This is a genomic window from Paenibacillus methanolicus, from assembly GCF_008124765.1.
Classification (GTDB): domain Bacteria; phylum Bacillota; class Bacilli; order Paenibacillales; family Paenibacillaceae; genus Paenibacillus_Z; species Paenibacillus_Z methanolicus.
Genome location: NZ_VNHS01000008.1, coordinates 399,050 through 411,666 on the forward strand (window position 1 = coordinate 399,050; position 12,617 = coordinate 411,666).

At 55.4% G+C, this 12,617-nt stretch carries 13 protein-coding genes; 2 read left to right on the plus strand and 11 right to left on the minus strand.

Annotated features, from left to right (window positions below; all coding sequences use genetic code 11):
• Positions 1–17 precede the first annotated feature (17 nt).
• The 4 genes from BCM02_RS22100 to BCM02_RS22115 all read right to left on the minus strand — a co-directional run bounded on the left by BCM02_RS22100 (position 18) and on the right by BCM02_RS22115 (position 2,867).
• Positions 18–722, minus strand: a complete 705-nt coding sequence (locus BCM02_RS22100; RefSeq protein ID WP_148931300.1) for a 5'-methylthioadenosine/adenosylhomocysteine nucleosidase — start codon at positions 720–722, stop codon at positions 18–20.
• Positions 722–1,726: a catabolite control protein A gene (gene ccpA, locus BCM02_RS22105; RefSeq protein WP_148931301.1), complete on the minus strand. Its 1,005-nt coding sequence runs from the start codon at positions 1,724–1,726 to the stop codon at positions 722–724. The genes BCM02_RS22100 and ccpA overlap by 1 nt, the downstream gene beginning before the upstream one ends.
• Before the next feature lie 140 nt (positions 1,727–1,866).
• Entirely contained in the window at positions 1,867–2,244 is a 378-nt protein-coding gene (locus BCM02_RS22110) for a hypothetical protein (protein ID WP_342791327.1), read from the minus strand.
• Positions 2,245–2,423: 179 nt separating this feature from the next.
• On the minus strand, positions 2,424–2,867 hold the full coding sequence (locus BCM02_RS22115) for a VanZ family protein (protein ID WP_148931303.1): 444 nt from the start codon (positions 2,865–2,867) through the stop codon (positions 2,424–2,426).
• A gap of 174 nt (positions 2,868–3,041) precedes the next feature.
• On the opposite strand from BCM02_RS22115, the gene BCM02_RS22120 reads away from it, so the two are divergent.
• Entirely contained in the window at positions 3,042–3,569 is a 528-nt protein-coding gene (locus BCM02_RS22120; protein WP_148931304.1) for a type 1 glutamine amidotransferase domain-containing protein, read from the plus strand.
• Positions 3,570–3,582: 13 nt separating this feature from the next.
• Here the strand turns inward: BCM02_RS22120 and ptsP are convergent, their stop codons facing one another.
• The 6 genes from ptsP to BCM02_RS22150 form a co-directional block, all read right to left on the minus strand.
• Entirely contained in the window at positions 3,583–5,337 is a 1,755-nt protein-coding gene (gene ptsP, locus BCM02_RS22125; protein ID WP_148931305.1) for a phosphoenolpyruvate--protein phosphotransferase, read from the minus strand.
• Positions 5,338–5,340: 3 nt separating this feature from the next.
• Positions 5,341–7,227 (minus strand): glucose PTS transporter subunit IIA, encoded by a 1,887-nt coding sequence (locus tag BCM02_RS22130; RefSeq protein ID WP_148931306.1) that lies wholly within the window; start codon positions 7,225–7,227, stop codon positions 5,341–5,343.
• Between the two features lie 138 nt (positions 7,228–7,365).
• Positions 7,366–8,127: a hypothetical protein gene (locus tag BCM02_RS22135; protein WP_148931307.1), complete on the minus strand. Its 762-nt coding sequence runs from the start codon at positions 8,125–8,127 to the stop codon at positions 7,366–7,368.
• A gap of 99 nt (positions 8,128–8,226) precedes the next feature.
• Positions 8,227–8,661, minus strand: coding sequence for a CoA-binding protein (locus BCM02_RS22140; protein ID WP_148931308.1), 435 nt, complete (start codon positions 8,659–8,661; stop codon positions 8,227–8,229).
• A gap of 51 nt (positions 8,662–8,712) precedes the next feature.
• Complete coding sequence (gene aroA, locus BCM02_RS22145) at positions 8,713–10,005, minus strand: 3-phosphoshikimate 1-carboxyvinyltransferase (RefSeq protein WP_148931309.1); 1,293 nt, start codon at positions 10,003–10,005, stop codon at positions 8,713–8,715.
• A gap of 78 nt (positions 10,006–10,083) precedes the next feature.
• On the minus strand, positions 10,084–10,623 hold the full coding sequence (locus BCM02_RS22150; protein ID WP_281288217.1) for a shikimate kinase: 540 nt from the start codon (positions 10,621–10,623) through the stop codon (positions 10,084–10,086).
• A 155-nt stretch (positions 10,624–10,778) separates the two neighbouring features.
• On the opposite strand from BCM02_RS22150, the gene BCM02_RS22155 reads away from it, so the two are divergent.
• On the plus strand, positions 10,779–11,078 hold the full coding sequence (locus BCM02_RS22155) for a hypothetical protein (RefSeq protein ID WP_148931310.1): 300 nt from the start codon (positions 10,779–10,781) through the stop codon (positions 11,076–11,078).
• Here the strand turns inward: BCM02_RS22155 and gndA are convergent.
• Positions 11,075–12,487: an NADP-dependent phosphogluconate dehydrogenase gene (gene gndA / locus BCM02_RS22160; RefSeq protein ID WP_148931311.1), complete on the minus strand. Its 1,413-nt coding sequence runs from the start codon at positions 12,485–12,487 to the stop codon at positions 11,075–11,077. The genes BCM02_RS22155 and gndA overlap by 4 nt on opposite strands.
• Positions 12,488–12,617 lie beyond the last annotated feature (130 nt).

The following is a 12,617-nucleotide window of genomic DNA, read 5'->3' on the forward strand; positions in this document are numbered from 1 at the left end:
TGGCTAGCCTTTGTCCTTTACATATGCTGAATCATATCATCGATAATCTTGTGGGAATTAACGGAGGCCTCGACCGTAAACTCGGCGAAGTTCACGTGAGCCGAACCGTCGGCCTTGTCCGACATCGCGCGAATGACGACGAATGGAATCTCGTTCATCGCGCATACTTGCGCTAATGCCGCGCCTTCCATCTCCGCGCATGCGCCGCCCAGATCCTCGTAGAGCGAACGCACCGTATCCCGCGAAGCGATGAATTGGTCGCCGGACAGCACCTTCCCCTGCACGCTCCGTCCCGGGAAATGGCGCTCGCTGGCGGCGATCGCCAGCTCGACGAGCGAGGCATCCGCTTGCCATTCCGAGACATCTTGGAATGGAATATGACCGCGAGCAAAACCGAGCGGCGTTACGTCCATATCATGCTGCAAGCAGCTTGACGAAACGACGATGTCGCCGATATTCAAGTCCGGATCGACTGCGCCTGCAACGCCCGTGAACAGCACGCAATCGACGCCCCCGTCGATCAACAGCTGCGTGCAAACCGCGGCATTCACTTTGCCGACGCCGGACTTGCAGAACACGACTTCGCGGCCATGGAACTTGCCTTCCACGTAAGTAATGCCGGCTTTCGTGAAGGAGCCTGTCTTCTCCACATGCTGATGAAGAAGCTCGATCTCTTCGACCATCGCTCCGATAATGCCAATTTTCTTAAAGTTGCTCGTCATTATTTGGCGCTTACCGATTGACGTTTGACGATTTCGTGCGGAAGCACGACTTTCGCATGGTCAACGTTTTCCTTCTTCATTAATTTGGTGAGCAAACGCATGGACACGGCGCCGATATCATACATCGGCTGCGCGACTGCCGTCAGCTGCGGACGTACCATCGATGCCATGCGGCTATTGTCGACGGATATAACCGACATATCCTGCGGTACTTTCAATCCGGAATCCTGGATGCTGTGAATCGCGCCGATCGCCATCTCGTCCGTTGCCGCGAATACGGCCGTCGGACGGTTCTCCAGACCGAGGAAATACTTCATGGCTTCAGTACCGGATTCATACCGGTAGTTGCCGATACGTACCAAGTCCTCGTCGTAGGTGATGCCGGCAGTCTCGAGCGCGCGCTTATATCCTTGGAAACGCGCAAAACCGTTAGCCGGATCTTGCAGCGTGCCGCTGATCATGCTGATCCGGGTATGCCCTTCGTTAATCAGAGCTTGTACCGCATCGAATGCAGCCGCTTCGTGATCGATGTCTACGGATGGAATCAGTCCGTTCTCGTCCGTCGTCGCACAGAGGACAATCGGCACGTTCGCGGTCTTAAACGCTTGCAAGTGCTCGTCCGTCACGGCGCCGCCCATGAACAGCAGGCCGTCGACCTGCTTCTCCAGGAGCGTGTTGATGACGCGGATTTCTTTCTCTTTGCGCTTATCCGCGTTGCACAAAATGATGTTGTAATGATACATATTCGCTATGTCTTCGATTCCGCGCGCCACTTCCGCGAAAATCGCGTTCGAAATATCGGGAATGACGACGCCAACCGTCGTCGTCTTCTTGCTAGCCAAGCCGCGCGCAACGGCATTCGGGCGGTATCCGAGTCTCTCTATGGCTTCGAATACTTTCTTGCGAGTCTGCGGCTTCACGTTCGGGTTGTTGTTCACGACCCGCGAAACAGTCGCCATCGAAACGCCAGCTTCTCTTGCTACATCATAAATGGTTACCGTCACGGTCCTTCTCTCCATTAGTTCAAATTTTCAGCTCTCGCTCCGCATTACTTTACCGTAATGATACGACAAAATATTACTTTTCGCAATGATTCAGCATGATGTTGATCTAATGGCGAGGAGGTAATATTCTCTATTTGTCGTTAGGTTTGCAGTATGCCTCGGCTTAGCTGCTTCAGCCGTTTCTGAATGTCTGCAACCCAGGCTTCGTCGCCGGTGGATCGCGCCACGGCGTATAGGTCGAGCAGCATGTTAATCCGCTCTTCGGTGAGCGGCTTCACGACCGCCGGATCCGTGCTTTTGCGCGCCTGATACGCTTCGACGAGCAAATCGGCCAGCTCATTCACTTCATTGAATAAATAAGTTTGTTTCTCGGGTTTCGCTCCCAGCTGGCCGATGAGGCCGGTCAGGTCGGGTTTGACTTCGGAAAATACTTCACTGCGGTTACATGTAGGGCATGTATAGATCGGGACATTGTCGATTTCAACCTTACCCGAGTAAATGACGGTTCGCAGCTTCATAGGCATTACATCGCCGCATTGACAATGCTTTTGCAAATTGGCCAACTCCTTCTCGTCTTAAGCTGCCGGTACCCCGCTAGCTCCAGTTCTTGACGATAAGGTATTCGACCGGATACGTATAAAGTCCTGCATTTCGGAATTTTGTAATATTTTCATGCCGGTGAACAAGAAGGATGCGATTACGATGCCCATTTTCTCCACGCGCGGCGGACGAATGGAACGGCTAGGAAGGTTACCGCAAGCGCGGCCCCGATCGTATCATTGCGCAAATCCTGGATATCGGGCGAACGACCTCCTACGAAAGATTGATGGTATTCGTCCGTAATGCCGTACAGCAGACATAAGCATACGATCAGCGCTTTAACCGTAAGTCTGTCGCCTCGACTTCCAAATCCGTAATCGAACGTAATCGCCAAAACGAAATACGCGACGAAATGCCCCCAATCAAAACTGCTCATCGCGGGGAAGAGCGCTTGAAACCAAGGCAGAAACGTGTTCATCTCGTCTCCCGTGCGCGAAGAAAGCGAAAAAATGATTCCCATCCACAGAAGCGCGGGCACGAATCGCAGCAGTCGGCGGCTGCGCGCCGCGACCTTCTTATCCTGCCGGTTGGCGGTTTGCATGGCAGGTATCGCCTCCGTTACAATATGGTACAAGGTGAAACGGCAATCTCCGTCGTTCAAGACGGAGCTCGTTTCATTCCGATTAAAATACAAGAGGATTGATAGACGAGAAAGTTATCCATGCTTGTATTTGAACTAATAGGTTGTCTATCCTTATAAGGAGGTAATGAATCCATGAGTTTGCAAGGAAAAACCGTGATCAGCCTGCTCGATGACGAGTTCGAAGATTTAGAATTGTGGTACCCGGTATACCGCGTCCGCGAAGAAGGCGCGACCGTCCTGTTCGCGGGACCCGAGAAGGGGAAAACCCACATCGGGAAATACGGCGTGCCGGCGACGGCCGACATGTCCTTCGATGAAATCGACAGCTCGCAAATTGCCGGCATCCTCGTGCCGGGCGGCTGGGCGCCGGATAAACTGCGCCGCTACCCGAAGGTGCTTCAGGTCGTGCAGGAGCTCGACCTTGCCGGCAAACCGATCGGGCAGATCTGTCATGCCGGCTGGGTACTGATCTCCGCCAAAATTTTGCAAGGACGCAAGGTCACGTCGACGCCGGGTATTCGCGATGATATGGAGAATGCCGGCGCAACCTGGATCGATGAGCCGGTCGTCGTGGACGGACACTTGATCTCCGCCCGTCGTCCGCCTGATCTTCCGCCATACGCGAAAGCATTCGTCGACGCGCTGGCAGCTGTTCAATAACAGGTATTAGGCGTTACGTCGAATGCTGACCGGCGGTCGCCTCGCGTTCCGCCAATTGATTGAAATCGTGAAGCAGCTGCTTCACGGCTTCGCTGGTCCGGCAGACCATCAGGTCGTCGAACAATCTACGGCTGTTTTGCTGTTTCATGCAAAGCAGCCGTTCTTTTATGGGCAGAATGGAATTCGCGGACATGCTAAGTTCATCCACGTCAAGCGCCAGCCAAATCGGAAGCGCGCGGATATCGCCGGCAAGTTCGCCGCATACGCCAACATGGATGCCGCCGCGCTTGGCCGCTTCGACAGTCGTCTTCAGCATACGCAGCACGGCCGGATGATAAGGTTCGTATAGATGGGAAATCTGATCGTTCATCCGATCCACCGCCAGCGTGAATTGGACCAGATCGTTCGTTCCGATACTAAAGAAGTCGACCTCGTCGGCTAACAAATCCGCGATCATGACCGCTGCCGGAAGTTCGATCATGATCCCCACCTCGATATCGCTGCGGTGCGGAATGCCTTCCGCCACCAGCTCGCGCTTGGCCTCTTCCAGCAGCGCGTTCGCGCTTTGTACTTCCTCCACCGACGAAATGAGCGGATACATGATTTTGACTTCGCCATATGCGCTAGCCCGCAGGATCGCTCTCAATTGCGTCTTGAACAAATCCGTCTTGTCCAGGCAAATTCGGATCGCGCGATAACCGAGGAACGGATTCTCCTCTTCCGGCAGCTCGAAGTAATCCAGCTGCTTATCGCCGCCGATATCGAGCGTGCGGATAATGAGCGGACGTCCAGAAAGTTTCTCCGCCACGCTCCGGTAAACGTCGAATTGCTCTTCTTCCTTCGGCAGCCGATGACGATCCATGTACAGAAACTCCGTTCGGAACAAACCCACGCCGTACGTCCCGCTCCCGAGCGCGATATCCAATTCCTTGAGCGAACTGATGTTGGCCGAGAGCTCCATCTCTTTGCCGTCCGGGGTGACCGGCCGTATCGATGCGATGCCCTTCAGGCGATGATTCGCTTCCTGCTGTCTGCGCTGCAGTTCGGCGTAGCGTACCGTCAATTCCTCGTTCGGCTCCAAATGAATGATGCCGGTTCCGCCGTCGATAATAAGCGTATCTCCGGTCTGTATCGGTTCCTCCACCTTGGATTCCAAGCCGACGACGAGCGGAATGCCGAGCGCCCGCGCCATGATCGAGGAATGCGAGGTCATGCTGCCTGCCATCGTCGCGATGCCGAGGACGTGGCTCGGATTCAAATGCGCGAGTTGCGACGGAGAAAGTTCCTTCGCCACCAGAATGAACGGCTGGGTGTCCAACGGCAGTGTAATCTCGGGCGCGCCAAGCAAATGCTTGAGCAGCCTGTTGCCGACGTCTTTAATGTCAAGCGCCCGTTCTTTCATATATTCGTCATCAAGCAAGTCGAACATGGTGACGAAGTGGTCGATCGCTTCTTTAACCGCCACTTCCGCCGCCTTATACTGCCGCTGGATGATCCCTTGGATCTCGTTCATGAATACCGGATCTTCCAAAATAGCCAAATGCGCGTCGAAAATATAGCTTTCTTCGGTGCCGACCACTTCGCGAAGCTCGTCTTTCATTTGCTCGATTTCGCTTTTGGAAGTCCGAATTCCCTCGTACAATCGTTCGAATTCCCGCGCCAGATCGGCGACATCTATTTTTTGTTCCGGCAGCTCCCATTCCCAGTTCGGCAGCACGAACGATTTGCCGATCGCGATGCCAGGGGAAGCTCCTATCCCTTGTATCACCAGTTAATCCCCTCCACTGCTACTACTGCTTCTCTCTTTCAGGACAACCGACATGACCGACGCTTGGCCGCGCTTTACGCTCTTAAACGGGGCATAGCTCCAAGAGCTGATCCGGTCGGCGTTCGTAATGACCATCGGCGTTGCGAGCGACTTGGCATGTTCGCGGATGAAAGGCAAGTCGAACTTGATCAGCAGCTGACCCGGCCGTACTTGATCGCCCTCCCGGGCGACGGCGGTAAATCCTTTGCCTTTCAGTTGCGAGGTGTCGATGCCGATGTGCAGCAGAACGTCCAGCCCTTCCGGCGTCCGAATGCCGATCGCATGCATAGACGGATACACGTGAATAACCTTGCCGCTTACCGGCGACACTAGTTCCCCGCGCTCCGGAATGAAAGCCGCTCCGTCGCCGACCAGCTTGCCCGCGAAGATCGGGTCGGGCACCTCCGTCAGCGGAATCATTCGGCCTTGCATCGGCGCGCTGAACAGCACCCGCATTTGGTCCCGCCGAATCGCCTTGTCCATCTCTTCGCGTATGAGTTCGGAGTACGTGCCGAACACGATCTGCACGTTGCCTCCCCCAAGCCGGATTACGCCGGCCGCGCCCAAGTGCTTCAGCGCATTGTTGTCGATCAGCTTGTCGCTAACAACCTTCAAGCGAAGACGGGTGATGCAGGCTTCCATCTGCTGTATGTTCTCCTTGCCCCCGATCGCCTGCAAGATAAGAGGTGCTCGATACGGGATATCTCCCGCCCATTCGTCGAGCTGAGAGCCTTCCTCCCGCCCCGGCGTCGGAATACCGAAGCGTCGGATCGCCCAACGAAATAGCACGTAATAGATGAGACCAAGCCCAAGCCCGATCGGAATGAGCAGCCACCCCCTTGTAGCCAAGTGCTCGTTGATCACAAAATCGATCGCGCCTGCCGAGAAAGAGAAGCCGTGCCGGATCCCCAGCTCGAACGTCAACCACATGACAAGACCCGATAATACGGAATGGATCACGAATAAATACGGGGCCACGAACAAGAACGCGAATTCCACCGGCTCCGTCACCCCGGTTAAGAATGAGGATAATGCAGCGGACAAAAACGTAGCTTTGATCTTGGGCTTTAAATCTTCGCGGGCTTCATGAATGATGGCGAGCGCGATCGCCGGAAGCGCGAACATCATTGTCGGGTACAAACCGGCCATGAACGCGCCGGCCGTTGGATCGCCTGCGAAGAAACGCGAGAGATCGCCGAACACCATCGTGCCGTCCGCCTGCTCGTATCCGCCTACTTGAAACCAGAATACATGGCTTACCAGATGATGCAAGCCGAACACGACCAGTATGCGAAGGACGAAGCCGAACAAGAACACGCCGAAGCCGCCGCCAGACGATACAACCTCGCCAAGTTCCACCAGCATATTCTGGACGCCGGGCGCAATTCCGATCATCAGAATTCCCCATACCGCCGAAAACAAGCTAACGATCAGAGGTACAAATCGGGGTCCGCCGAAGAACTGTATGTATTCCGGGAAACGGATGGTTTTAAACCTTTCATGAAAAAAGCTCGTTACCAGGCCGATCATGACGCCGGTAAGCACGGTCGGCTGAATATCGAAGCGGCTTTGGCCGATCAAGCTGGCATAAATAAACATTCCGGCTAAGGCGGCTAATCCCGCCGCACCGGCATTGCTCGTCATGCCCATTGCGACGCCGAACGCGAATAAATAAGGCAGCCAATGAAACAAGGCCTCGCCGGCCGTATGCAAATAGCGAGGCATATCCGGCAAGCCGAAGCTGGCCCATGGCAGCACGCTCAAACTTAGCAGGATCGCCGCGCCGGGGAGAACGATCGTTGGCAGCATCAAAGATCGACCGAGCTGCTGCAAATGCCCCATGACGTTCATCCTGACCCTCCTCTCATGGCGGCATTGTACGTCACGCGTATTTGGATATGTATTGATGGTACGTGTTCAATCGCGCTTTGTCAAAAGAAAAGCGGCGGATGCCAATGATCCGCCGCTCGCTCATACAAAACCCCGATTCTAGAAACGTTGGTTGTTGAAACCGAAGCTCGACTGTTGCTGCGAGCCGGCAGAGAAGCCCGTATGCGAGATAACCGGACCAGAGTTCTGCTGCTGCGTCGCTTGCAGGACAGGGTTGAACGGCGTTTGAGCTTGCACGAAGCTGTTGCCGCCGAACGAAGCTTGCGAGCTTGGCGAGAAGCTGTTCGAGAACGAAGGCTGCGAACTGAACGAAGCCTGCGAGCTGAACGATGGCTGCGAGCTGAACGAAGCTTGCGAGTTGAACGAAGGTTGCGCGCTGAACGAGGATTGATTGTTGAAATCCTGTCCGGCCGTGTAACCAACATGCGAAATCACAGGCTGAAAGCTCGAGCGCGCTTGCGATTGGCCAGCAGATTGGAAGTTATTGAAACCTTGCGCCGACGAGCCGCCGAAGTGATTGATAACCGGCGTGAAGCTCGACGTTTGCGCTTGAACCGGACCGTGGGACTGGTAGTTGAAGCTTTGGCCGGCCGACGATCCCGCATGCGACAACACCGGGCTGAACGATGTGTTCGAGAAGGCGCTAGGTTGATTGCTGAAACTTTGGCTGTTGCCGGCCGTGTAACCAACATGCGAAATTACGGGCTGTTGGAAACTGTTATTAGACGAAAAGCTGCTCGACGAGAAGCTTTGCGCAGGCGATTTTGGAATCCCTTGGTATTGGGATTGCACGAAGCCTACCGGCTGATATCTGTTCTGGGATTGGAACTGTTGTTGTTGGCCAAAGTTGTTTTGGTACACGTGTAGTCCTCCTCGAATTCGTTAAGTTTGGTCTGCTTGGCCGATTCGGCTAGCTGGGACCTCTCTTATTGTGGGAGACGCGCACGTTTTATATGACCGTCAAGATTTGGATTTTCCGTGCGGAAGCAGAATCGAGTCCTCGACCTTGATGCATCGGTCCATTATTACGTTCATCCCCGCATCCCCCGCGATCCGAGCTGCGTCTTCGTGCGCTATGCCGAGCTGCAGCCAAAGCGTCTTCGCGCGGATCGCGACGGCTTCCTCCGCCACGCCTGGCGTATGCTCGCTGCGGCGAAATACGTTGACGATATCGACCGGGAACGGAATGTCCGCAAGAGACGCATAACTGGTCTCGCCTAAAATCGTGGCGGCGTTGGGATTAACCGGAACGATACGGTAACCTTTGGCTTGCATGGCGGCGGAAACCATATGCGACGTCCGCTCGGGATTGTCCGACAATCCGACCACCGCGATCGTGTCCGATTGTTCCAAGATGGTTTTAATGTCGTCACGGCTAGGATTAACAAATGCCATAAGTCGAAAGCACCCCTTCCGTTATGGATTACTGTGTCCGGTAAACCGTTTCTATTCTACCCATTCCACGTTGGCGCCAAGCGCCTTCAGGTGCTCGAAGAAAATCGGGTATGACTTAGCCACGTGGTGCGCGTCGCGGATGCGAAGCGGATGCTTCGCGCGGAGTCCGACGACCGTAAGCGCCATAATGACGCGATGGTCGTAATGCGCATTGATCTCCACGCCGCCTTCCACGCCTTCCGGACGTCCGTGCACGATAATTTCATCGCGCTTCTCTTCGACGTTCGCGCCGGCCTTGCGCAGCTCGTTCAAATAGTCGGTGATCCGGTCGCATTCCTTGTACCGTAAGTTCTCCACATCGTAGAAACGCGAGGTTCCTTCGGCAAATACGGCGGCCGCCACCATCGCCAACACCGCATCCGTCGCCTTGTCGCCGTCGAATTCAAGCGCTTTTAGCTTGCCGTTGCCTTGGACGCGCACTACGCCGTTCTCGTGCGTAAGCGGTACTTCCATGGCGCGCAGCACGTCCACGATGGCGCGCTCGCCCTGCTTGCTCTTCTCCAGCAAGCGATGAACCGTGACGTCGGAGTTGGTGACCGCCGCCGCCGCGAGAATGGCTGCCGATCCCGGATAGTCGCCTTGGACGATGTATTCCTTGGCTTCATACCGCTGGTTGCCTTTAATACGGTAATGCATCAGATCTTCGCTTGCCTCGATAACGATTCCCGCCTGCTCAAGCACTTCCAGCGTTTGGCCGACGACTACTTTCGATTTCAAGTCATGCAGCACTTCGATTTCACTATCTTCCTCGAGCATCGGCGTCAAGAACAACAGCGCGCTCAGGAATTGAGAGCTTACGGCGCCCGATACGGTAATCTTGCCGCCTTTCACAGCGCCGCCCCTGATCGTAATTGGGAGTTTGCCGCTCTGATGTTCAACCTGAACGCCAAGCTGACCGAGCGATTCGATCAAATCGTCGTGCGGGCGCTTGCCGAGCGAGTCCGGGTACCGGTTAATGAACGTGACCTCCGGGCTCAACGCGGCGATTGCCATCAGGAAGCGCAGTACGGCGCCCGCGTTGCCCACGTCCAGTTCCTTCACGTCACTCGGCTTGCGGCCGAAGCCGGTAATGACGATTTTCTCGTCGTCCTCTTCGATGCCGGCGCCCAAATCGCGGATACATCTGCGCATCGCATCGCTGTCTTCACTGTGCGCAGGGTAGTAGATCGTGCTCGTGCCTTCCGCAAGCGCAGCGACCAGCAAATACCGCGTCGTGTAGTTTTTGGAGGAGAGTGCTTGAATTTCGCCTTGCAGCTTAGGTGTTGGGGTTACGATAACGTCCATGAAAAATTCGGCTCCTTTAATGTAGGTAATCTATTCCTTCAGATTGGGAACGCTTCATGGCTCCTCTGGCTCGGGCGTCTAGCGGCCGTTCTGACTGATGAGCCATGCGTCCCAGATCGCTTCGGCGACTTCCTCCGCACTCAACCCGGTCGTATCGATGCGAACCGGGGCGAAATCATAAGCCGTGCGTCGTTCGGACAGCAGCTTATGCACGCGTTCTTCCAGGTTCCCTTGCAGCAGCGGCCTGCCCTTATCTTGACTTACTCTGGCCATAATCTGTTCGGCCGTCGCGGTAAGCGCGACGACGAGACCGCCTTCCGTCATAAGCGTCCGATTCTCCGGACGAAGCACCGCGCCGCCGCCCGTGGCGATTACCAGGCTTCCGGCTTGTCCCATAACCGACCGCAGCGCATCCGTCTCCGCCGCGCGAAAATAATCTTCTCCGAATTGCGCGAATAATTCGGGAATCGTGCGGCCTTCGCGCCGAACGATCTCGGCGTCCACGTCTACGACCTCGAAGCCGCCCCGCTGTGCGAGCAAACGGCCTACCGTGGATTTGCCGGTACCCATGAAGCCGACCAGCACGATATGCCGGGGAGGCGTTAATGGTTGTGTCACGATATGTACACCCACTTGCTTTACAGGATTAAAACTATTGATTTGCCCCTATCATATCATTATTTCCGATCTGAAGGGTATAAAAATGTTGATTTTGCCGTACAGATGATAACAGGACAACATTGACAAATTACCGTTTCAAGGAGTGGGTCATCATGGCTCTGGGTCAAGAGCCGCATCTGGCGCGCAACCGGTTCGATCGCATGCTATCGCCCGAATATCCGCTATGCCGCGAGGACGTCGTCTGGATGCTGGAGTATATAAAAAAGAAAATGGCTGACGAAGCGCCCGTGTTATCGAGCCTTCCCCAGCCAGTCTTATTAAAGTCGTTCCAAGGTTACGTCGAGGCCGCCATGATTCTCATCAAGCAGCGCGGCGGCTCCGGCCCGGAGGCCGATCGGCTGCGCAGCTGCCTGCAGGCGGCCGCCGACGGTTTCCTTGCAAGTCCGAATTAGTTCTGCATCCAATTGAAGTGGAACGTGCCTTCTTTGTCCACGCGCTTGAACGTGTGGGCGCCGAAGTAGTCGCGCTGCGCTTGCAGCAGGTTAGCCGGCAGACGCTCCGTCCGGTAGCTGTCGTAGTATGCGAGCGCGCTAGCGAAGCCCGGTACCGGAATACCTTGGGTAACCGCCGTCGCGACAACTTCGCGCCATGCGCCTTGGTAAGATTCGACAACCTCTTGGAAGTACGAATCAAGCAGCAGGTTGCGCAGCTCCGGGTTGCGGTCGTACGCGTCCTTGATGTTCTGCAGGAAGCCGGCACGGATGATGCAGCCGCCGCGGAAGATCATGGCGATGTCGCCGTAACGCAGGTTCCAGCCGTATTCGTCGGAAGCCGCGCGCATTTGGGCGAAACCTTGCGCGTACGAGCAGATTTTGCTCGCGAACAGTGCTTTGCGGACCGCTTCGATGAATGCCGCTTTGTCGCCTTGGTAAGGAGCCGGTTGCGGTCCTTTAAGCAGCTTGCTTGCCGCGACGCGCTCTTCTTTCAACGCGGAGAGGAAGCGGGAGAATACGGACTCCGTGATGATGGACAGCGGCACGCCCAGGTCCAGCGCGCTTTGACTCGTCCACTTGCCCGTGCCCTTCTGGCCGGCGGAGTCGAGAATGACGTCGACCATCGGTTTGTTCGTCTCCGGATCGTACTTGGAGAAGATGTCGGCCGTGATTTCGATCAGGTAGCTGTCAAGCTCGCCTTTGTTCCACTCGGAGAAGATCGATTGCAGCTCTTCCGTGCTGACGCCGAGAACGCGGTTCAGGAGATCGTAGGCTTCGCAGATGAGCTGCATGTCGCCGTACTCGATGCCGTTGTGAACCATTTTCACGTAATGGCCGGCGCCATCCGGACCGATATATGTACAGCAAGCGTCATCGCCGACTTTCGCGGAGATTGCGGTGAGGATCGGCTCGACCAGCTTGTATGCGGATTCCTGTCCGCCCGGCATGATGGACGGGCCTTTCAGCGCGCCTTCTTCGCCGCCGGATACGCCGGTGCCGATGAAGCGAATGCCTTTCTCCTCCAGATCGCGGCTGCGGCGCTGGGTATCAGGGAAGTAGGCGTTGCCGCCGTCGATGATGATGTCGCCTTTGTCCAGATGCGGAACAAGCGCGTCGATCGTCGCGTCCGTGCCGGCGCCGGCTTGGACCATGATCAGGATTTTGCGAGGGGACTCAAGCGATTGCACGAACTCTTCAACCGAGAAAGTACCGACAAGGTTTTTGCCTTCGGCTTCCTTTAGAAGCTCGTCCGTCTTCTCGCGGGAGCGGTTGTACACCGATACGGTGAATCCTTTGCTCTCGATATTCAGCGCCAGGTTTTTGCCCATGACGGCCAACCCGACAACACCAATTTGTTGTTTTGACATACGGCTCTTCCATCCCTTTTCTATATGTTATAGTGTAACAATACAGCTATTTTACTCTTTTTAATCGGGATTGAAAACCATAATCAACCTGAAAAATGCGGTTTTCATCAGATCTTCATTTTAACCACAT

Coding starts and splice junctions, on each gene's coding strand:
- gndA (WP_148931311.1), bottom strand. CDS start 12,487: ATGTCAAAACAACAAATTGGTGTTGTCGGGTTGGCCGTCATGGGCAAA.
- BCM02_RS22100 (WP_148931300.1), bottom strand. CDS start 722: ATGACGAGCAACTTTAAGAAAATTGGCATTATCGGAGCGATGGTCGAA.
- BCM02_RS22115 (WP_148931303.1), bottom strand. CDS start 2,867: ATGCAAACCGCCAACCGGCAGGATAAGAAGGTCGCGGCGCGCAGCCGC.
- aroA (WP_148931309.1), bottom strand. CDS start 10,005: ATGGACGTTATCGTAACCCCAACACCTAAGCTGCAAGGCGAAATTCAA.
- BCM02_RS22130 (WP_148931306.1), bottom strand. CDS start 7,227: ATGAACGTCATGGGGCATTTGCAGCAGCTCGGTCGATCTTTGATGCTG.
- BCM02_RS22155 (WP_148931310.1), top strand. CDS start 10,779: ATGGCTCTGGGTCAAGAGCCGCATCTGGCGCGCAACCGGTTCGATCGC.
- BCM02_RS22110 (WP_342791327.1), bottom strand. CDS start 2,244: ATGAAGCTGCGAACCGTCATTTACTCGGGTAAGGTTGAAATCGACAAT.
- BCM02_RS22120 (WP_148931304.1), top strand. CDS start 3,042: ATGAGTTTGCAAGGAAAAACCGTGATCAGCCTGCTCGATGACGAGTTC.
- BCM02_RS22140 (WP_148931308.1), bottom strand. CDS start 8,661: ATGGCATTTGTTAATCCTAGCCGTGACGACATTAAAACCATCTTGGAA.